Below are 20,438 nucleotides of genomic sequence, written 5' to 3' on the forward strand. Positions count from 1 at the left end.
AGTTACGAGCATTAATGATTCTTGAAGGACGTTAAGGCTAAGCTCAGGTCGTGACCGGAGGCGTACACGGCCCATGCAGCAGCGTCCACTCACCCGCCTCGATCAATCGCAGCTCGACGCCGTGGTCCGGCGGCACGAGATGTTCCGGAACGCGCGCTTCGGCGGGGCGCGGGCGATACTGTCCTTCTTCGACATCAGCGGGCTGGATCTGTCGGGGCGCGACCTTGCGCACGCGGATTTCGTCGGCGCCTGCTTGCGCGGCACGAACCTGGGCGGGGCCCGGCTCGACTGCGCCGCGATGTTCGCGACCGACCTGCGCCAAGCCAATCTGGAAAACGCCAGTCTGATCAAGACGGACCTGCGCGGCGCCTGCCTGCGCGGCGCGATCCTGGTCGGTGCCAACCTGTTCGAATCCGACCTGCGCGACGGCTCGCTGGCGGAAAAGGACCGCGACGGCAGCCTGCGCATGATCCAGGTGGAGGCGCAGCCGGCGGAGGCGACCGGCGCCGACCTGTCGGGCGCCAACCTGACCAACGCGCGCCTGTCCGGCGCCATGGCCATCCACACCGACTTCACCGACGCGGTGATGAAGGGCTGCAAGCTGGTGCGCGCCACCATGCGCGGCGCCAACTTCAGCGGTTCCAACCTGGAAGGCGCCGACCTGTCGGGCGCCGACCTGCGCGGGGCCTGCCTGCGCGGCGCCGTGCTGACCGGCGCGTCGCTCACCATGACGGACATGACCGACGCCGACATGGAGGAGGCGCTGACCGACGATCCGGTCGGGCGGGTCGTCGCGGACCTCGGCCGGCCGCTGGAGGATCTGCTCCGCGAGCACATCCTGTGGGTCGGCACCGGCGGCGCCCAGGGTGCGGCGCTCGACCTGTCGGGCTTCGACCTGCGCCACGCGCCGTCGCTGGCGCACAACTGCCTGACCATGCTGCGGGCGGTGGGGGCGACGCTCTACGGCCTCGACCTGACCAACGTGCAACTGCAGGCGGCGGTGCTGGAGAGCGCCGATCTGCGCGTCGCGAAGCTGCAGGGCGGCGACCTGCGGGGCATCAACCTGAAGAACGCCAAGCTGAACAACGCCGACCTGCGCACCGTGAACATGCGCCCGCTCTATTTCGACGAGAAGCGGTCGATGCGGTCGGATCTCACGGGCGCGCGGCTGCGCTACGCCGACCTGCGCGGCTCCTGCCTGCGCGACGTGACCCTGACGGGGGCCGACCTGTCCTTCGCCAACCTGATCGGCTGCGACCTGACCAAGGCGGACCTGACCAACGCCCGGCTGTTCGGCGCCAAGCTGGAACGCAAGGCGCTGATGGACGGGGTCATCCTCGACGGTGTGGCGGGGTTGAAACTTTAGGCGTATAGATCCCGCGTCGTTGAGCGGAGGGTGACCATGTCCGGTCATTTTGGATTTAGGCGCGTTGGAATTGCGTGCGGCTTGGCGCTGGCGGCGATGCTCGCCGTGTCCGGCGTGGCCGAGGCGCGGACGTCCGTCTATGTCGGCGTCGGGCCGGTGTGGCCGGCCTACCCGCCGCCGCACCACTATTACTACCCGCCGCCGCCCGTCTACGTCGCCCCGCCGCCGGTTGTCTACTACGAGCCGGCCCCGCCGCCCGCGGTGGTCTTCACCCAGCCGCAACCGGGCCCCGTTAGCGTGAACCCGGCCGGCCCGGCCTACACGGCGCGCAACGGGCAGCTCTGCCGCGAGTACCAGACGACCCTGATGATCGGCGGCGTTCCCCAGCCGACCCACGGAACCGCCTGCCAGCAGCCGGACGGCACCTGGCGGATGATGAACTGATCAAAAAGAAAGCCCCTCTCCCGTGAGGAAGAGGGGCTTTCATAAGCGATCTCAAAGCCTTACCAGGCGGGAACGACCGCGCCCTTGAAGCGCTCCTGGATGAACTGCTTGATCTCGTCGCTCTGGTAGACCTTCACCAGCTTGGCGACCCAGGGCTTGTCCTTGTCGGCCTTGCGGACGGCGATGACGTTGGCGTAGGGGCTCTCGCTGGCTTCGCGCGCGATCGCGTCCTTGTTCGGGTCCAGGCCGGCTTCCATGGCGAAGTTGGTGTTGATCACCGCCACGGTCACGTCGTCCAGCGAGCGCGGCAGCTGGGCGGCGTCCAGCTCGACGATCTGGAGCTTCTTCGGGTTGTCGGAGATGTCGAGCGGCGACGCCTTCAGGCCTGCACTCTCCTTCACCTTGATCAGGCCCTTGGCCTGGAGCAGCAGCAGGGCGCGGCCGCCGTTGGTCGGGTCGTTCGGCACGGCCACCTTGGCGCCGTTGGCCAGCTCGTCCAGGCTCTTCACCTTCTTGGAATAGACGCCCATGGGGAAGATGACCGTCTTGGCGACGCTGACGAGGTCGTAGCCGCGGTCTTTCACCTGGTTGTCCAGGTAGGGCTGGTGCTGGAAGGAGTTGGCGTCCAGGTCGCCCTGGGCCAGGGCCTGGTTCGGGATGACGTAGTCGGAGAATTCCAGGACCGTCAGGTCGAGCCCTTCCTTGGCGGCCAGCGGCTTCACCTTTTCCAGGATCTGGCCGTGCGGGCCGGGGGTGACGCCGATCTTCAGGGCTTCGGCCGACGCGCCAAAGGCGGCGGCCAGGGTCGCGATGCCGGCAAGGGTGGCCAGCACACGGGAACGCAGCATCTCCAACTCCTCAGACTTATTTTGGGCTTAGGACTTCAGGTTTCGTTTGTTGACGCGCCGGGCGATCCAGTCGCCCGTGGACTGCACGATCTGCACCAGCACGATCAGCACCACCACCACGGCCAGCATCACCTCCGGCAGGAAGCGCTGGTAGCCGTAGCGGATGCCGAGGTCGCCGAGACCGCCGCCGCCCACCGCGCCGACCATGGCGGAATAGCCGATCAGGCTGACCACCGACAAGGTCAGGCCCAGCGCGATGGCCGGCATGGCTTCCGGCAGCAGGACCTTCACGATGATCTGGAAAGGCGTGGCGCCCATGGCCTGCGCCGCCTCGATCAGGCCGCGGTCGACCTCGCGCACGGCGCCTTCGACGATGCGGGCGATGAAGGGCACGGCGGCGACCGTCAGCGGCACGATGGCCGCGGTGGTGCCGATGGAGGTGCCGGCGACCAGCCGCGTGAAGGGGATGATCGCCACCACCAGGATGATGAAGGGCGTGGAGCGCGTCATGTTCACGACGGCGCCGACGACGCGGTTGAAGGTCAGGTTCTGCAGCAGTTCGCCGCGGCCGGTGACGGCCAGCAGAACGCCGATGGGCAGGCCAAGCGCCGTGCCCAGGAGGCCCGACACCGCCACCATCTGCAGCGTGTCGAGCAGCGCCTTAAACAGCAGCGCGTAGATTTCCGGGGACAGCATAACCAAGCACCTCGACGCCGAGCTTGTTGACTTTCAGGAGGCTGATCGCCGCCTCGATGGACTGCGGATTGCCGATGGCCTCCACCACCAGCGTGCCGAAGGGCGCGCCCTGGATCTCGTCGATCTGGCCGTGCCAGATGTTCAGGTCCAGGTTCATCTTGCGGCTGATCGCGCTGATGACGGGGGAGGTCGCGCGCTCGCCCGTGAAGGTGATGCGCAGCACCATGTTCGACCCCGGCACCTCCGTCGCCGACAGCCGCCCGCGCAGGGCGTCGGGGATGCCGCGGTTGATCACCGGGTCCACGAAGGTGTGGGTCGTCGGGTGCTTCGGGTGTGCGAAGACGTCGAAGACCGGCCCCTGCTCGATGATCCGGCCGCCCTCCATCACCGCCACCTTGTGGCAGATCTCCTTGATCACCGCGATCTCGTGCGTGATCAGCACGATGGTCAGGCCGAGCCGCTTGTTGATGTCGGCCAGCAGGTGGAGGATCTGGGTCGTCGTCTCCGGGTCGAGCGCGGAGGTCGCCTCGTCCGACAGCAGCACCTTCGGCTTGCTGGCCAGCGCGCGGGCGATGCCGACGCGTTGCTTCTGGCCGCCCGACAGCTCCGCCGGGTAGCGGTCGCGCTTGTCGGTCAGCCCGACGAGGTCCAGCAACGGCTCCACCGCCTCGCGGATCTGCGCCCGGCCCACGCCGGCCAGTTCCAGCGGCAATGCCACGTTGTCGAACACCGTGCGCGAGGACAGGAGGTTGAAGTGCTGGAAGATCATGCCGATGGAATGCCGCGCCTCGCGCAGCTCCCGCGCGGACAGGGAGGTCATGTCCACCCCGTCGACCAGCACGCGGCCGGAGGTCGGCTTCTCCAGCAGGTTCACCGTGCGCAGCAGCGTGGACTTGCCGGCGCCGGATCGGCCGATGATGCCGTAGATCTCGCCGCGTTCGACGGTCAGGTCGATGTCGGCCAGCGCTTGCACCGGTGCGCCGGTGCCGCGGGCGGGGTAGGTTTTCTGAAGCTGTTCAAACGTGATCATAATACGGTCTGGGCCTCCCGACGCGTTCCCAGTTCGCGGGCTGCGTCGCGCAGGACGGTCTTCTGGATCTTTCCGGTCGATGTTTTCGGCAGGTCGCTGAAAACGACGGTGCGCGGCACTTTGTAGTGCGCAATGCGCCCCCGGCACCACTGAATTATATCGTGCTCTGACGGTCGTTCCACGCCGGGCTTCAGGGCGGGCTTCAGCGTGACGAAGGCGCAGGGGCTCTCGCCCCAGCGGTCGTCGGGGCGGGCCACGACGGCGGCCTCCAGCACGGCGGGGTGCTTGTACAACGCCTCCTCCACCTCCAGGGACGAGATGTTCTCGCCGCCGGAGATGATGATGTCCTTGGAACGGTCCTTCACCTCGATATAGCCGTCGGGATGCAGAACGCCCAGGTCGCCTGTGCGGAACCAGCCGCCCTCCAGCGCCTCTTTCGTGGCTGCGGGATTCTTAAGGTAGCCCTTCATCACCGTGTTGCCGCGCAGCGCGATCTCCCCGATGGTCTCCCCGTCGGCCGGGACCGGGCGGGAGGTGCCGCGCTCGAAGACGGTCGCGTCCTCCACCGCGATGTGGTTCACCCCCTGCCGGGCGACCTGGAGCGCCAGCGCGTCGGCATCCAAATCGTCCCACCCCTCCTGTGGGGTGCAGACGGTGGCGGGGCCGTAGCACTCCGTCAGGCCGTACATGTGGACGACGTCGAAGCCCATCGCCTTCATGCCGGACAGCACGGCTGACGGCGGCGCGGCACCGCCGGTTCCGACGGTGACGGTGCGGTCGAACCGGCGCTGCACCTCCGCCGGGGCGTGGATCAGCATGTTCAGCACGATCGGCGCGCCGCAGAGGTGGGTTACCCCGTGTTCCGCGATGGCGTCGAAGATCGCTCCGGCCTCGACCCGGCGCAGGCAGACGTGCGTGCCGCCGGCCGCCGTAACCGCCCAGGTGTAGGTCCAGCCGTTGCAGTGGAACATGGGCAGCGTCCACAGATAGACGCTGTCCGGCCGGACGTTCAGGGTGAAGGCGTTGCCCAGCGCGTTCAGGTAGGCGCCGCGGTGGTGATAGACGACGCCCTTGGGGTTGCCGGTGGTGCCCGACGTGTAGTTCAGCGCCAGCGCCCCCCATTCCTCGTCCGGACCGTGCCAGGAAGCGGGGGCCGCGGCGGCGAGGAAGTCCTCATACTCCACCGCGCCCAGGGTCGGGGCGTCCGGGGCCAAGTCGTCAGCGATCTCCACAACGGTGATGGGGCGTTCAGTCCGGGAGAGCGCTTCCCTGGCGACAGGGATCAGTTCCCGGTCCACCAGAAGCAGCTTGGTCTCGCTGTGGTCGAGGATGAAGGCGACGGCCGCCGCGTCCAGCCGGGTGTTCAGCGCGTTCAGCACCGCTCCGGCCAGCGGCACGGCGTAATGCGCCTCCAGCAGGGCCGGGACGTTGGGCGCCAGCACCGACACGGTGTCGCCCCGGGCAACCCCGGCGCCCAGCAGTGCTCCCGCGAATCGCCGCACCCGTTCCCGGAAATCGGCGTAGGTGATGATCCGGTGGCCGTGGATGATGGCGGGCTTGTCCGGATACACCTTGGCCGCGCGCTTCAGGAAACTGAGCGGGCTGAGCGGCACATGGTTCGCGGGGCCGGGTGCGAGGTCGCGGTCGAAGATCGAGGCGGTGCGGTGGAACGGGGCGGTCATGGCAGTGGCCTTCGATGCGTTTCAGTCACCAGGTCGGAATGATCGTCCCGTTGAAGCGGGTGGTGATGAAGTCGCGGACCTCCGGGGAGCGGTAGATCTCGATGAAGCGCTTGATCGACGGATCGTCCTGACGGTCCTTGCGCACCACCCAGACCAGGTTCCACTTCGACTGGTCGTCCTCCAGCAGCAGCGCCCCCTTCGGGCTCAGGCCGGCCAGCACCGCGTAGTTCAGCGTGATGACCGACGCGTCCACGTCATCCAGCGAGCGCGGAAGCTGGGCGGCGTCCAGTTCCACGAACTTGATCTTCTTGGGGTTGGAGGCGATGTCGGCGATGGTGGTGTTCAGGTTGGCCCCGTCCTTCAGCCCGATCAGCCCGGCCTTCGCCAGCAGGAATAGGGCGCGGGCGGCGTTGGTCGGGTCGTTGGGGATCGAGACGCTGGCGCCGTCCTTCAGATCCTCCAGCTTCTGCGCCTTCTTGGCGTAAAGGCCCATGGGCACGACGATGCTCTTGGCGACCGACACGATGTCGTAGCCGCGCTGCTTGATCTGGTTGTCCAGATAGGGCTGGTGCTGGAAGTTGTTGGCGTCGATGTCGCCGGCCTGGAGGGAGGCGTTCAGCATGTTCCAGTCCGTGAACTCGATGACCTTCGCCTCCAGCCCTTCCTTGGCGGCGATCTTGGCCGTGTAGTCCAGGATTTCCCCATAGGGGCCGGCCGACACGCCGAGCTTCAGGGCGGCAGCTTCGGCGCCGGCGGCAAAGGAGAACAGCCCGGCGGCGATGAGGGCGGCCAGAAGGGCGGAGTTCAGCAGCGCTTTCACGGAGTGAGTCCTTTCTTAAAAATGCGGTCTGCGATGATTTGACGAATGCGGATTGTGTAATGGGTGAGCAGCGTCAGGCGGCCAGGGCGCGGGCCGTGCCCTTGCGGCGGGCGATGACCTGCTGGGCGGCCCGTTCGGCTTGGCTGACGTTGCGGAAGGTGCGGCGGTCCAGGTCCTTGAAGGTCCAGTCGGACACGAAGAAGGTGAAGCCGCCGCGCTCCGCGACGACGATGCCGGCGGACCGGCCCTGGACTTCGATGGCGTAAGCGGCGGCGTTGTTGGACAGGCTCATGGCAAAAGCTCCCCTCGGCCCGCGGCGCGTTGCGCCCGCGGGTTGACACGGATCGGATGGTCTGGGATGCGCGGCGCTCAGGCCGCGGATGCGCTCAGCGGCAACACATGCCGGTGCGACACATGCCCGTGACGGTGCCGATCCGTTCGGCGGGGGAGGGGGAGAACGCTTTCGTCATTCCGGTCACTCCTTCTCAGGGATCCACGACCGGTATCGTGGCGCTTTAGCGTTTGGTGACGCGGCGCAAGCTGCTGCGATCAAATTGCCGCGGGGCGCCCACGGTGGGCGCCCGGATATTTATCTACAATGTTGATGGGCTTACCGTCAAGGGTGTGATTTCACATTTTTTGTGGAATGTAGAAATACACACTCAATGAAAGTGAAAACGCCCCCGCGGAAGACGGGGGCGCTTCAACGGGTGTGCGTCAGACGGAGCCGCCCGGCGTTCCGATGTTGGATCGGCCCTTTTCCCGCCGATCCGGGTCCATCTCGTCGGCGTAGGGCTTGCCGTCCGGCGTGGTGGTCTTGGTCGCGCGCCCTTCCTTCTCCGCCCGGAGCCGTTCGGAGATTCCGGTCGGCGCGTCGTCGGAGCGGGTCTCATCCGCGTTCGGGGCGGGGGCCTGGGTATCGCTCGGGTCGCCGGCGATGCGGGGACCGCGGGGGTTGACCGGGTGCTTGCTGCTGTCCTGTGCCATGGCTGTGGTCCTTCGTCCGGGGAAGGCGAATCCAACCGGGTGCGCCAGGCGGAGTTCCCCGCCTTGCTTCCCCGACTTGGCCGGGATGCGCCGGAATACGTCTCCTAAGACCGTGACGGCGGCGCGGAATGTGGTATATCCGGGCAGCGGTCCAGCCCGAGGAGAGTTCTTTGTCCGCCGATACACGTGCTCTTGGCGCGCCGGGCACCAGCCAATCCGTTGATGATCAGCTGGTCCTGGCCCTGCCCAAGGGACGCATCCTGAAGGAGCTGCGCCCGTTGTTGACGCACGCCGGCATCGTGCCGGAAGCGGAGTTTGACAACGAGGACAGCCGGCTCCTGCGTTTTGCGACCAACGTCCCCAACCTCAGCATCATCCGCGTCCGGTCCTTCGACGTGGCGACCTTCGTCGCCTTCGGCGCCGCCCATCTGGGCGTGGCCGGCAACGACGTGCTGATGGAATTCGACTATCCGGAGATCTACGCGCCGCTCGACCTCGGCATCGGCAAGTGCCGCTTGTCGGTGGCCGAGCCCACCGCGCTGGGCGAGAGCGACGATCCGTCGCGTTGGAGTCACGTGCGCGTCGCGACCAAATACCCGGAGGTCACCAAGCGGCATTTCGCCGCGCGGGGCGTGCAGGCGGAGTGCGTGAAACTGAACGGAGCGATGGAGCTTGCCCCGACCCTCGGCCTGTGCCGCCGCATCGTGGACCTTGTGTCCACCGGTTCGACGCTGAAGGCAAACGGGCTGGTGGAGATCGAGCACATCGCGGATGTCACCTCCCGCCTGATCGTCAACCGCGCCGCCTTCAAGACGCGGCCGGAGGAAATTTCCCGCTGGATCGAACGCTTTCGGGAGGCCGTGAATGCCCGTCAGGCTTGATGCCCAGGACCCCCGCTTCGCCGAGGGGTTTGAATGCCTCCTGCATGCCAAGCGCGAGACGAGCGAAGACGTGCAGGCCCTGGTCGCCGGCGTCATCGACGACGTGCGCAAGCGCGGCGACGACGCGCTGATCGACTACACCGCCCGCTGGGACCGCCAGACCCTGACGCCCGCGACCCTGCGCATCGCGCAGGACGAGGTGGACGCGGCGTTGGGGCAGTGCGACGCGGAACTGCTGCGCGCGCTCGACACCGCGGCGGAGCGGATCGAGAGCTTCCACCGCCTGCAGGTGCCGGAGGTGACCGACTACCGCGACGCCCAGGGCGTGCGGCTCGGCGCCCGCTGGACCGCGGTGGGTGCGGTCGGCCTTTACGTGCCCGGCGGCACCGCGGCCTACCCCAGCTCCGTCCTGATGAACGCATTGCCGGCCAAGGTGGCGGGGGTGGAGCGCATCGTCATGGTGGTGCCCACGCCCGACGGGAAGATCAACCCGCTGGTGCTGGCCGCCGCCAAGCGCTGCGGCATCACGGAGATCTACCGCGTCGGCGGCGCCCAGGCCGTGGCCGCGCTGGCCTACGGCACCGCGACCATCGCGCCGGTGGACAAGATCGTCGGTCCGGGCAACGCCTTCGTGGCGGCGGCCAAGCGGCTGGTCTACGGCACCGTGGGCATCGACAGCATCGCCGGCCCGTCGGAGATCCTGGTGGTCGCCGACAACAGGAACGACCCGACCTGGATCGCCATGGACCTGCTGTCGCAGGCGGAACACGACACCTCGGCCCAGTCGATCCTGATCACCGACGATCCGGCATTCGCCGACGCGGTCGCCAAGGCCGTGGACAAGCATCTGGAGACGCTTCCCCGTGCGGCGATCGCTGGCGAAAGCTGGCGGGAGCACGGCGCCATTGTCGTGGTGCGTGACCTGCTGGCCGACGCCCCCGCGCTGGTCGACCGGCTGGCGCCGGAGCATCTGGAACTGGCGGTGGAGGATCCGGACGCGCTGGCGGCCAAGGTCCGCAACGCTGGCGCCATCTTCCTCGGCCGCCACACGCCGGAGGCGATCGGCGACTATGTCGCCGGGCCGAACCACGTGCTGCCGACGGCGCGCAGCGCGCGTTTCTCCTCCGGCCTGAACGTGCTGGACTTCATGAAGCGCACGACCTTCGTCGCCTGCGATGCGGCCAGCGTGCAGGCCATCGGCCCCGCGGCCGTGACGCTGGCGCGCGCGGAGGGGCTGGACGCCCACGCCCTGTCGGTGGCGCTGCGGCTGTCTGGGACCAACACCGGAGGGGGGAAGGCGTGAGTTCGAAGGGCAACCGCCGTATCGTCCACGTGACGCTCGACGAAAAGACCGTCATCCGGCGCAAGCCGGAGGTGGAGCACGAGCGCGCGGTTGCCATCTTCGACCTGCTGGAGGACAACGAGTTCTGTCCCTGCGACCACGCGGACTCCGGCCCCTACCACCTGCACCTGTCCATCGAGGACAACCGGCTGGTCTTCGACGTCCGGCGCGACGACGAGAGCGCGCTGGACAAGATCACCCTTCCCGTGACCGGCTTCCGGTCGATCGTGAAGGACTATTTCCTGATCTGTGAAAGCTACTATCAGGCCATCAAGCGCTCCACGCCCTCGCAGATCGAGGCGATCGACATGGGGCGCCGCGGCCTGCACAACGAGGGGTCGGAGATGCTGCGCGAACGGCTGGCGGGCAAGGTGGAAATGGACCTCCAGACGGCGCGTCGGCTGTTCACGCTGATCTGCGTCCTCCACATCCGCGGCTGACGGGGCGGGGCGGCGCATGGCCCCGGTGCTGCAGCCGCTCCCCGTGACGAGCGTGTTGTTCGCCTGCACCTACAACATGATCCGCTCGCCGATGGCGGCGGCGATGATGCGCCATTTCCACGGCGCGCGCGTCTACGTCGATTCGGTCGGCGTGCGCGAGGGCGACGAGGTGGATCCCTTCGCGGTCGCAGCGATGGAGGAGATGGGCATTGACCTGTCCCGCCACCGCTGCCGGACCTTCGAGGATCTGGAGGACACCAACTTCGACCTGATCGTCTCCCTTTCGCCGGAGGCGCAGCACCGCGCCATCGAGATGACGCGCACCATGGCCTGCGAGGTGGAGTTCTGGAACACCTTCGACCCCACGCTGGTCCATGGCAACCGCGAAACCATGATGGAAACCTACCGGAAGGTCCGCGACGGGCTCCTGGACAAGATCAAGGACCGCTTCCCCTTGAGCCGCGGGCCGACGGTTTGAGGCGACGCCAAGGGCTGCGGCGTTTCGCGCAGGCCGGAGCGTCCGATCCCCATCCACAGGTGGGCGCTTCTGTGCCATGGTCGCGCCTTGCGCCGGTAACCATGTCCAAGGGGATTCGCACGGGCGGGTTGCGGCGGTATTGAGGTGAATCATCGAAGGGGGCATGCTGGGCTTGTAGGCTCTGCCGCTCCTGGAAGAGGTTGTCTGCCTGATGCCCTCTGGCTTGTTGTCCCGCCTGAACCGTGCCGTCGGTCCGCGCAGCCTGCGCGTACGGCTGATGGGCGTCGTGCTGGCCTCCCTGGCCCTGCCGCTGGCGGGCGTCGTCTACTTTTTCGACCAGCAGCTCGACCAGCGGCTGAACACCGCCCGCGAGTTGGCGCGCCATCTGACCGAAGACGGGGTGGAGCGGCAGCGGGACCTGATCGGCGAGGCGCGGAACCTGCTGGGCGTCCTGTCGCTGGTGCCGGCGATCCGCGACGCCACGCCCGACAACACCGACGCTTGCGTCGCCACGCTGGCCCCGATGCCGCGCCAGCACCGCTGGACGACGGGTGTGTGGGTCACCGACGCCAACGGCAACCTGATCTGCGACACGACCGGCCCCGGGGCGGGCATCAGCCTGCGCGAGCGCGCCTATTTCCAAAAGGCGCTCGACACGAAATCCTTTGTCCTCAGCGACTTCGTCATTGGCAAGCGCTCCGCCAAGCCGCTGATCCTGGCGGTCCAGCCGATCCTGGAGAATGGGGAAATCCAGCGGGTGATGGGCGTGGCCATCGACCTCGCCTGGCTGACCGACCTCGTGAAGGTCACCAAGCAGGACGATGCGCGTATCATCGTGCTCGACCGCAACGGCTCTCTGATCGCCCGCCAGCCGGATCCGGAAGGCTGGGTGGGCCGCAGCTTGGCGGAGTTCCCGCACATTCAGCGCATGCTGACGGAGCGCAACGGGGTCTTCGACGGCAGCAGCGCCGACGGGCGCAGCCGAATCTGGGCTTTCCAGCATTCCACGGAAACCGACACCACCTTCGCGGTCGGCATGCCGACGGAGCCGATTTTCGCCGAGGCCCGACGGGACCTGATGCGCGGCCTTGTCCTGCTGGGGATCGCCGGGCTGCTCAGCGTCGCGGCCCTGTGGGCCCTGCTGCACGCCTCCGTTTTGAGCTGGATGAAGATCCTCAGCCAAGCGGCGACGCGCATCGGCGCGGGGGAAGTGGGGGCCGTGGTGGAGACGCGCGGCGCGCCGGAGGAGATCCGGCTGGTCGCCACCGCCTTTAACGACATGTCGGGCCGCCTGAAGTCGCGCGAATTGGAGCTGCGCGCCGCGATGGAGGAGGCCCGCGCCGGCAGCCGCGCCAAGGAGGAGTTCCTGGCGACCATGAGCCACGAGATCCGCACGCCGATGAACGGCGTGATCGGATTCGCGGAGATGCTGCTGGAAACGCCGTTGACCATCGAGCAGCGGCGCTACGCCTCCCAGGTCCGGGAAGCCGGGCGGTCACTGCTGACGGTCATCAACGACGTGCTCGACCTGTCGAAGCTGGAGGCGGGAAAGCTCGACCTCGTCTGCGTGCCCTTCCGAATCGACGACCTCGCCGACCGCTGCCAGGCGATGGTGCGGCTGACGGCGGAGCAGAAGGGGCTGGAGCTGAACACGACGGTGTCGGCTGCCGCCCGCGGCTATGTGTTGGGCGATCCCGACCGCGTCCGCCAGATCCTGCTGAACCTGCTGGGCAACGCGGTGAAGTTCACCGATCGGGGCAGCGTGCGGCTCACCATCAAGGCCATGGGCGACGAGGCCGGTGCGCGCCGCTACACCTTCACGGTCAGCGACACCGGCATCGGCGTGCCGGAAAGCCGCCAGCGGGAGCTGTTCCAGCGCTTCACGCAGTTGGAGCGGGGGCGCGGCGGCACGGGCCTGGGGCTGGCGATCTGCCGCCGGCTGGTGGAGCTGATGGATGGCGAAATCGGCGTGGAGAGCCGGCCGGGCGTGGGCAGCACCTTCTGGTTCAGCCTGCCCCTGCAACCGGCCAGCGCCGCCGCAGCGGACGAGCGGGAGGGCGGAGGCGCCCATCCCCAGGAACCGACCAGCCGGGGCGCCCGCATCCTCCTGGCCGAGGATCTGGCGATGAACCGCGACCTCGCCATCACGATGCTGACCAAGGCCGGCCATCACGTGGAGGCGGTGCAGGATGGCGCGGCCGCGCTGGCCGCCGTGCAGGAGCATCCCTACGACATCGTGCTGATGGACGTCCAGATGCCGGTCATGGACGGCCTGGAGGCAACGCGGCGCATTCGGGCCCTTCCTGGTGCCACCGGCCGCATCCCGATCCTGGCGCTGTCGGCGGGCGTCCTGGCGGTCGAGGTGGAGCGCTGCCGCCAAGCGGGCATGGACGACCATCTGGCAAAGCCGCTGGAGAAATCCAAGCTGCTTGCCGCCATCGACCGGTGGCGCCTTGATCGCACTCGAGACGACTTCGCCCGCCCGCTGACCACGCCGCCGGTTCCCGGCGTGATTACGGACCTCGGTACTGACCAGGGCTCGGGCGAGCGGATTGGGGCGGGTGTCGGGACCGACATGGTTGAATAAAATTAACGAGTGTGTGCTATACGGGCACGGTCGTATTCCGCCGCCCGGTGCGTTCGAATCGCAGGGACCCGATCCTGCCTCTTGATGCGCCGCGGTGGCACCGCCTTGACGGTGCTGGTGTTCCATGAAGGTCGCGCAGCCTCCTTTCGCCCCGATCCCAGAGCGCAAGCCGGACGCCGCCGGCCGGCCCGGCGGTGAGGCCATGGCCGCCGGGGCCGGGGTGTCGTTCCAGGACGTGCTGGCCGACGCGCAGCCCCTGCCGCGGGGGCGGCTGGGCAACGGGCAGAAGGTTCCCGCGGCCCCGGCGCGCAAGCCTGAGGCGCCGATCGAACTGGCCGACGGCACACGGGTGCCGTTCCCGTCCCGCAAGCCACAGTCGGGCGAGGGCTTCACGCCGGCCGGCGCCCTGGCGGGCAACCCCGCCGCCGGGCGCGTGGTGCTGGCCGCACAGCAGGTGGCGGGCCTGTCCGGCCACAGCTTCACCGCCATCCTCGCCCAGGCGACCCAGGAAAGCGGCCTCAATCCGACCGCCCGCAACCGGTCCAGTTCGGCCGCCGGCCCTTTCCAGTTCCTGGAGCGGACATGGCTCGACCTGTTCCGCCGGCATGGCGCGGCCTATGGCCAGGGCGAACTGGCCAGCGCGGTTGAGAGCCGCAACGGCATTCCGTCGGTCAAGGACCCGGCGACGCGGCGCAAAATCCTCGATCTGCGCCAGGACGTGGACCTGTCCGCGGGCATGGCGGCGCGCTATCTTTCCGAAGGGCGGGAGCGTCTGCAGTCCCGGCTGGGTCGTCCGGTCACCGAAACGGAAAGCCGCATTGCCTACGTCATGGGCGTGGGGGGTGCCGCGAAGCTGATCCGCGCGTCCGAGTCGTCCCCGAAGGCGACGGCGGCGGACCTGCTGCCGGCTGCCGCGAAGAGCAACCGCACTATGTTCTACGACCGCCCAACCGGCCGGGCGCTGACCGCGTCCGAGACCATCGCGCGCCTGACCCGGCGGATGGAGACGGACCAGAAGGAGATGTTCGCGTTGATCGCGCAGGCCGCCGAACCGCGGCGGCGGCTGGACGGCAGCCCATCGCCCTTCAGTTCCTTCCAGTCCGCGGGGCTGCCGGATGGATCGCCGGCCAGCGACGACGACACGGCCGAAGAGTCGCTCCCCGGCTGAGTCGCCGGGGGTGACGAAACCAACATCCCCGTCTATGGTTGAGCATCACGGCGGAATCCCCCTTGACCACAGGCCTTGGGGAGGTCAGTTATTGCCACGAAACTGTTACGGACTATAGGGGCTATGGCTAAGGAAGATTTGATCGAGTTCTCCGGGACGGTCGTTGAACTGCTGCCGAACGCGATGTTCCGGGTAAAACTCGACAACGAGCATGAGGTGCTGGCCCACACGTCGGGCAAGATGCGCAAGAACCGCATCCGCGTGCTGGCCGGTGACCGCGTCAACGTCGAAATGACTCCCTACGATCTGACGAAGGGCCGGATCACGTTCCGGTTCAAGTAGTCGGCATTCCTTTCCGCGTGATGAACACAGTGTCCACGCCCCGGCTCGTGCTGGCGTCCGCCTCGCCCCGCCGGCTCGATTTGTTGCGCCAGATTGGCGTGGTTCCCGACGCGGTCGATCCCGCAGACATCGACGAATCGCCCGTGCCGCGCGAGCTGCCGCCGCAGCATGCCCTGCGGTTGGCCGGCGAAAAGGCCGCCGTGGTGGCGGCCCGTCACCCCGGTTCCTTCGTGCTGGCCGCCGACACGGTGGTCGCCTGCGGCCGGCGGATTCTACCCAAGGCGGACGGGGAGACGCAGGCGCGCGCCTGCCTCGGCCTGCTGTCGGGGCGCCGCCACCGTGTGTTCGGCGGAGTCGTGCTGCTGTCCCCCACCGGCGACGGCGAACCGCCCCGCCGGTCGGATCGGGTGGTGCGCACCGATGTGACCTTCAAGGTGCTGGGCCCCGACGAGGTGGAAAGCTACGTCGCCTCGGGCGAATGGCACGGCAAGGCCGGCGGCTACGCGATCCAGGGCCGGGCGGCAGCACACGTCCGCTGGATCGGCGGATCCTACAGCAACGTGGTCGGGCTGCCGCTGTTCGAGGTGGCCGCCCTGCTCCGCGGTGCGGGTTTCCCGCTGCCGTGACCGGCAAGGCGGAGTCCCGGCCCAGCGGCTCCCTGCGCCGCTCCCTGGAAATCCTGGTGGACCGGGATGGCCCGCTGACACGGGCGGCCGTTCTGACCGACGGGCGCCTCACCGACCTTTATATCGACCATGCGGAGCGCCCGTCGCTGCTCGGCCATGTGTTCCTCGGCAAGGTGGAGCGCATTGCGACCGGGCTGGACGGGGCCTTCGTCGACCTCGGCGACGGCGTCTCGGGCCTGCTGTCCGGCGGCGATGTCCGCGGGCCGAAAGGCCGGCCGCGCGGCCGGGACGAGCGCATCGGCACCCTGCTGCGCACCGGCCAGCCGGTGCTGGTCCAGGTGAAGACCGACGCGGTCGGCCCCAAGGGGCCGTCGCTGACCATGGACATCACGCTGCCCGGCCGTTTCTTGGTGCACGCGCCGCTGGGACGCGACGTGGCGGTGTCCAAGCGCCTGGGCAGTGGCCCGGAGCGCGCGGAGCTGGCCCGCCGCATCCAGGGCATCGCGTCCGGTTCCGGCTGGATTGTGCGGGCCGGTGCCGCCGCCGCGGACGACGGGTTGCTGGCGGCCGAATCGGACGCGCTGCACCTCGCCTGGCGGACGCTCAGCGCTGCGGCGGAGCGGGGGCCCGTCCCAGCCCACCTGCTGCCCGGCCCCGATGCGCCGCGCCGCGCCCTGATCGAGCATGGCGCGGCCGACGTCGAGAGGATCATCGTGGACGATGCGGCCCTGGCCCGCGACCTTGCGGCCTGGTGCGCCGACCGCGCCCCGGACCTGGAGGATCGGATCGCGCCGCACGACCCGCGCCCACTGGCCGCGATGATCGGCGGGTCGACGGTCGGAGCCAAGCGCCTGTTCGACCTGCGGGACCTCGACGCCGAGATCGCTGCGCTGTTGGGCATCCGCGTGCCGCTGGACGGCGGCGGATCGCTGGTGATCGAGCGGACCGAGGCGATGACCGTCGTGGACGTGAACGCGGGGGAACGCGGCAACCCGCTGGATGTCAATCTGGAAGCGGCGGTCGAGATCGCCCGGCAGCTGCGCCTGCGCAACGTCGGCGGGATCGTCGTCGTCGATTTCGTGAACATGCGCAACCGCGGCGACGCGGAGCGCCTTTTGAACGCCCTGTCCCGCGCGGTGGAGGACGACCCGGCGCAGACCCAGGTCTATGGGCTGTCGAAGCTCGGGCTGGTTGAGATGACGCGGGCGCGGCGTGGAACGGCTCTGGCCGACCTGCTGGCACGGCCTGCTTGAGGGCCGGCTGCGCCTTCGATGGAGGATGAGCGATGAACGACAACAGGAAGTCAGCGGACAAGCCCTGTCCGATTTGCGGCCGCCCGGTGACGCCGGAGACGCATCCCTTCTGTTCCAAGCGTTGCGCCGACGTGGATCTGTCGCGCTGGCTGGGCGGCGTCTACCGCATCGAGAGCGGCGACCGGCCGGATCTCGATCCGGACGCTGAAGACGATGGTGCTGATCACGGCGGCGTTCGGTGAGCGCCGAATTTTTTGCATTTTTGGGCTAGACAGGCCCTCCGATTTTTCCTACAAAGCGCGCCTCGACGCGCTGCGGTGGCCGACAAGGCCGAAGACGCCGCAGCCTCGGTGCCCAGGTAGCTCAGTTGGTAGAGCAGGGGACTGAAAATCCCCGTGTCGGCGGTTCGACTCCGTCCCTGGGCACCACTTTCCCTTTCTTCCCCAAAATCTTGCCGCTGTTTCCGTCGATTGGCGGAATTTGGCATATTCGCGCGGCAATGCTTTCGTCGGCGCGGACCGCGGGTCCGGCGCAGCGACGAATTCTTTCTTTTCCAATTCAGCGTCCATGCTGCCCATCGGTGCAACCACACACCGGCGGCGCGCGATTCCTGGCTTCGCTCCAGCTTGCCCAATTCCAATGCATTGTTCTTGGGCAGAGCCTTCGTGTGCCCGCCTTTTGACCAGAGGGGTTGCCCGGGTCGAGCAAAACCGCAGCTTCGCGGCTGGCACGGCTCTTGCTGATCAATCTTGTATACAAGATTGGTACGGCAGTTTGATGACCCTTGCGTACGACAGCATCGAAGAGTCCGTGGTCACCGCCATCCTGGCCGGCCGGCTCAGGCCCGGCACCCGGTTGGGCGAGGCGAAGCTGGCCGAGATTTACGGCGTGTCGCGGACGCGTGTGCGCGAGGCGATGATGCGGCTGGAGGCGCGCGGCATCGTCCACGTCAGCGCGCGCCGGGGCTGGTTCATCGTGGAGCCGTCGGCGACCGAGGCGCGCGCCGCCTTCCAGGCGCGCCGCCTGATCGAGGCCGGCATGCTGCGCGCGCTCGACCATGTGCCGGCGGACGCGATCGCGCATCTGTACGCCCATGTGCAGGAGGAGCGGCGCGCGCTGGACGCCGGGCAGGTTGGCTCCCGCACCTGCTTGCTCGGCGACTTCCACATTCATCTCGCCCACGCCTTCGGCAACCCCTTCCTGACCGACATCCTGCGCGACCTGACCGCGCGGACGACGCTCGTCTCCATGCTCTACCAGTCGGACCAGCACGCCGCGGAGTCCAGCGACGACCACGACCGCATCGTGGCCCTGCTGGCAGCCGGCGACTTCGCCGGCGCGGCGACGCTGATGGACGAGCACATCCGGCGGGTCGAGGACGGGCTCGACCTTGCCGTCGCCCGCGACCCCCTGGCGGGCTTGCGCGAAATCCTGTCGCCCGGCGCCCCCGCCGTTTCCACCGCCTTTCCCAACGCAGCCATTTCGAACGCTGGAGGAGAAGAGACATGAACCGCAGGACCCTGCTCGCCCTGGCCGCCGCGGCCGTCGCCGGCCTGACCCTCGCCAAGGCTCCGGAGGCACGCGCCGACGCGCTCCAGGACGTCACCGCGCGCGGCACCATCCGCGTCGCCGTCCCGCAGGATTTCCCACCCTTCGGCTCGGTCGGCACCGACATGGCGCCGCTGGGCTACGACATCGACGTGGCGAAGCTGATCGCCGCCAAGATGGGCGTGAAGGTGGAATTGGTCCCGGTGACAAGCGCCAACCGCATCCCCTACCTGCAGACCAACAAGGTCGACCTAGTGATCTCCAGCCTTGGCAAGAACGCGGAGCGCGAGAAGGTCATCGACTTCTCCGACGCCTACGCGCCCTTCTTCAACGGCGTCTTCGCCCCGTCGGGTGTGGCCGTGGGCAAGCCGGAAGACCTCGCCGGCAAGACGATCGGCGTGACCCGCGGCGCGATCGAGGACCTGGAGCTGACCAAGATCGCCCCGACCGACGCGGTCATCAAGCGCTACGAGGACAACAACGGCACCATCTCCGCCTTCCTGTCGGGGCAGGTCCAGGTGGTCGCCACCGGCAACGTGGTCGCCGCGGCGATCCTGGAGCGCAACCCGCCGAAGCGGCCGGAGCTGAAGTTCCTGATCAAGAACTCCCCCTGCTTCATCGGCCTGAACAAAGAGCAGCCGGCCCTGCTGACCAAGGTCAACGCCATTCTCGCGGCGGCCAAGACCGACGGCTCGCTGAACGCCATCGCGCAGAAGTGGCTGTCCGCCGACCTGCCGAAGGATCTCTGAGGGCGAGGAGCTCGGGACGGCGGACGGCCTGGGCCGCCCACCGTCCCGGCGGACGCGCGGCCGATCGGAGGGCTGAATGACCTACCGCTTTGACTTTTCGTGGCTTCCCCTCTACTGGCCCGTCATCCTGAAGGGGCTGCTGACGACGGTGGAACTGATCCTCGTCGGGGCACTCTGCGGGGTGGTGCTGGGCGTTGCCTGCGCCTGGGTGCGGTCATTGGGGCCGCGCTGGCTGCGCCCGCTGGTGGCCGCCTATGTGGAGCTGATCCGCAACACGCCGTTCCTGATCCAGCTGTTCTTCATCTTCTTCGGCCTGCCGTCGCTGGGCGTGCAGATGTCGGAGCTGCAGGCGGCCAACCTCGCCATGGTCGTAAACCTTGGCGCCTACAGCAGCGAGATCATCCGCGCCGGCATCGAGGCCACCCCGCGCGGCCAGTTCGAGGCGGGCGCCAGCCTCGCCATGACGCGGTTCGAGACCTTCCGGCACGTGGTGCTGATCCCGGCGCTGCAACGAATCTGGCCGGCGCTGTCGTCGCAGATCGTCATCGTCATGCTGGGCTCCGCCGTGGTGTCGCAGATCGCCGCGGAGGACGTGACCTTCGCCGCCAACTTCATCCAGTCGCGCACCTTCCGGGCCTTCGAGACCTACTTCCTGTCCACCGCGCTGTACCTGCTGCTGGCGCTGGCGCTCCGCCAGGCGTTGCGCGGCGTCGGGAGCCTGCTGTTCCCGCGGAGGGCGGCGCGATGATGACCTTCACCGTCTGGGACATCCTGCGCAACCTGCTGCTGGCGGCGCGCTGGACCGTGCTGCTGTCGCTGGTGTCCTTCCTCGGCGGCGGGCTGCTCGGGCTGGGGTTGCTGTTCCTGCGCATCGGCAAGGGCCGCGCCGGCCGGCTGTTCGTGCAGGGCTATGTGGAGCTGTTCCAGGGCACGCCGCTGCTGATGCAGCTGTTCCTGGCCTTCTTCGGGCTCGGCCTGTTCGGCATCGACGTGCCGGCCTGGCTTGCCGCCGGGCTGGCGCTGATCCTGTGGAGCGCCGCCTTCCTGGCGGAGATCTGGCGCGGCTGCGTGGAGTCGGTCACCCGCGGCCAGTGGGAGGCCTCGGCCAGCCTGGGCATGGGCTACGTGCAGCAGATGCGCTACGTGATCCT

The 20,438-nt window shown here is 68.3% G+C and carries 23 protein-coding genes and 1 tRNA gene; 17 read left to right on the plus strand and 7 right to left on the minus strand.

All coding sequences use genetic code 11. The features are described from left to right. Positions 1-73: 73 nt before the first annotated feature. The gene (locus tag M2351_RS44780; RefSeq protein WP_264662385.1) at positions 74-1,366 is read left to right on the plus strand and encodes a pentapeptide repeat-containing protein; all 1,293 of its coding nucleotides are present in this window, start codon (positions 74-76) and stop codon (positions 1,364-1,366) included. A gap of 36 nt (positions 1,367-1,402) precedes the next feature. Continuing rightward, a complete protein-coding gene (locus tag M2351_RS44785) occupies positions 1,403-1,810 on the plus strand; it encodes a hypothetical protein (protein WP_264662386.1) in 408 nt (135 codons plus the stop codon). 59 nt (positions 1,811-1,869) lie between these two features. Here M2351_RS44785 and M2351_RS44790 read toward each other — a convergent pair whose 3' ends face one another. From M2351_RS44790 to M2351_RS44820, 7 genes are all read right to left on the minus strand, one after another. Continuing rightward, complete coding sequence (locus M2351_RS44790) at positions 1,870-2,658, minus strand: MetQ/NlpA family ABC transporter substrate-binding protein (protein WP_264662387.1); 789 nt, start codon at positions 2,656-2,658, stop codon at positions 1,870-1,872. Positions 2,659-2,685: 27 nt separating this feature from the next. Then, positions 2,686-3,354, minus strand: coding sequence for a methionine ABC transporter permease (locus M2351_RS44795; protein ID WP_209771482.1), 669 nt, complete (start codon positions 3,352-3,354; stop codon positions 2,686-2,688). Then, positions 3,320-4,384 carry a methionine ABC transporter ATP-binding protein gene (locus M2351_RS44800; protein ID WP_264662388.1) on the minus strand — a complete coding sequence of 355 codons (1,065 nt, stop codon included), beginning with the start codon at positions 4,382-4,384 and terminating at the stop codon, positions 3,320-3,322. The genes M2351_RS44795 and M2351_RS44800 overlap by 35 nt, the downstream gene beginning before the upstream one ends. Beyond that, a complete protein-coding gene (locus tag M2351_RS44805; protein ID WP_264662389.1) occupies positions 4,381-6,066 on the minus strand; it encodes an AMP-binding protein in 1,686 nt (561 codons plus the stop codon). Before M2351_RS44805 ends, M2351_RS44800 begins: the two co-directional genes overlap by 4 nt. A gap of 25 nt (positions 6,067-6,091) precedes the next feature. After that, positions 6,092-6,877, minus strand: a complete 786-nt coding sequence (locus M2351_RS44810; protein ID WP_406567510.1) for a MetQ/NlpA family ABC transporter substrate-binding protein — start codon at positions 6,875-6,877, stop codon at positions 6,092-6,094. A gap of 82 nt (positions 6,878-6,959) precedes the next feature. After that, the gene (locus tag M2351_RS44815) at positions 6,960-7,178 is read right to left on the minus strand and encodes a hypothetical protein (protein ID WP_264662391.1); all 219 of its coding nucleotides are present in this window, start codon (positions 7,176-7,178) and stop codon (positions 6,960-6,962) included. Positions 7,179-7,603: 425 nt separating this feature from the next. Then, positions 7,604-7,873 carry a hypothetical protein gene (locus tag M2351_RS44820; protein ID WP_264662392.1) on the minus strand — a complete coding sequence of 90 codons (270 nt, stop codon included), beginning with the start codon at positions 7,871-7,873 and terminating at the stop codon, positions 7,604-7,606. Positions 7,874-8,043: 170 nt separating this feature from the next. Here M2351_RS44820 and hisG point away from each other — a divergent pair, with 170 nt between their 5' ends. The 15 genes from hisG to M2351_RS44895 all read left to right on the plus strand — a co-directional run. Next, positions 8,044-8,754, plus strand: a complete 711-nt coding sequence (hisG, locus tag M2351_RS44825) for an ATP phosphoribosyltransferase (protein ID WP_454464612.1) — start codon at positions 8,044-8,046, stop codon at positions 8,752-8,754. Beyond that, a complete protein-coding gene (hisD, locus tag M2351_RS44830; protein WP_264662394.1) occupies positions 8,738-10,057 on the plus strand; it encodes a histidinol dehydrogenase in 1,320 nt (439 codons plus the stop codon). The genes hisG and hisD overlap by 17 nt, the downstream gene beginning before the upstream one ends. Next, positions 10,054-10,536, plus strand: coding sequence for a UPF0262 family protein (locus M2351_RS44835; protein ID WP_264662395.1), 483 nt, complete (start codon positions 10,054-10,056; stop codon positions 10,534-10,536). The genes hisD and M2351_RS44835 overlap by 4 nt, the downstream gene beginning before the upstream one ends. Positions 10,537-10,552: 16 nt before the next feature. Next, complete coding sequence (locus M2351_RS44840; RefSeq protein WP_264662396.1) at positions 10,553-11,014, plus strand: arsenate-mycothiol transferase ArsC; 462 nt, start codon at positions 10,553-10,555, stop codon at positions 11,012-11,014. Positions 11,015-11,225: 211 nt separating this feature from the next. After that, entirely contained in the window at positions 11,226-13,601 is a 2,376-nt protein-coding gene (locus M2351_RS44845; protein WP_264662397.1) for a hybrid sensor histidine kinase/response regulator, read from the plus strand. Between the two features lie 124 nt (positions 13,602-13,725). After that, complete coding sequence (locus tag M2351_RS44850; RefSeq protein ID WP_264662398.1) at positions 13,726-14,769, plus strand: lytic transglycosylase domain-containing protein; 1,044 nt, start codon at positions 13,726-13,728, stop codon at positions 14,767-14,769. Positions 14,770-14,892: 123 nt separating this feature from the next. Further along, positions 14,893-15,111, plus strand: coding sequence for a translation initiation factor IF-1 (infA, locus tag M2351_RS44855; protein WP_014198195.1), 219 nt, complete (start codon positions 14,893-14,895; stop codon positions 15,109-15,111). Positions 15,112-15,131: 20 nt separating this feature from the next. Beyond that, entirely contained in the window at positions 15,132-15,737 is a 606-nt protein-coding gene (locus M2351_RS44860) for a Maf family protein (RefSeq protein WP_264662465.1), read from the plus strand. Beyond that, positions 15,734-16,990, plus strand: coding sequence for a ribonuclease E/G (locus M2351_RS44865; protein ID WP_264662399.1), 1,257 nt, complete (start codon positions 15,734-15,736; stop codon positions 16,988-16,990). The genes M2351_RS44860 and M2351_RS44865 overlap by 4 nt, the downstream gene beginning before the upstream one ends. Positions 16,991-17,022: 32 nt before the next feature. Further along, positions 17,023-17,232, plus strand: a complete 210-nt coding sequence (locus tag M2351_RS44870) for a DNA gyrase inhibitor YacG (protein WP_264662400.1) — start codon at positions 17,023-17,025, stop codon at positions 17,230-17,232. A 110-nt stretch (positions 17,233-17,342) separates the two neighbouring features. Beyond that, positions 17,343-17,418 (plus strand) — tRNA-Phe (locus M2351_RS44875). Positions 17,419-17,767: 349 nt separating this feature from the next. Continuing rightward, positions 17,768-18,499 (plus strand): GntR family transcriptional regulator, encoded by a 732-nt coding sequence (locus tag M2351_RS44880; protein ID WP_264662401.1) that lies wholly within the window; start codon positions 17,768-17,770, stop codon positions 18,497-18,499. Continuing rightward, on the plus strand, positions 18,496-19,287 hold the full coding sequence (locus M2351_RS44885) for a transporter substrate-binding domain-containing protein (protein ID WP_264662402.1): 792 nt from the start codon (positions 18,496-18,498) through the stop codon (positions 19,285-19,287). The genes M2351_RS44880 and M2351_RS44885 overlap by 4 nt, the downstream gene beginning before the upstream one ends. A gap of 76 nt (positions 19,288-19,363) precedes the next feature. Continuing rightward, positions 19,364-20,035: an amino acid ABC transporter permease gene (locus M2351_RS44890; RefSeq protein WP_264662403.1), complete on the plus strand. Its 672-nt coding sequence runs from the start codon at positions 19,364-19,366 to the stop codon at positions 20,033-20,035. Further along, positions 20,032-20,438: ABC transporter permease subunit (locus M2351_RS44895; protein ID WP_264662404.1), on the plus strand; the 407-nt coding region annotated here is incomplete at its 3' end. The genes M2351_RS44890 and M2351_RS44895, both read left to right, overlap by 4 nt.

It is taken from the genome of Azospirillum canadense (assembly GCF_025961225.1).
GTDB lineage: Bacteria > Pseudomonadota > Alphaproteobacteria > Azospirillales > Azospirillaceae > Azospirillum > Azospirillum canadense.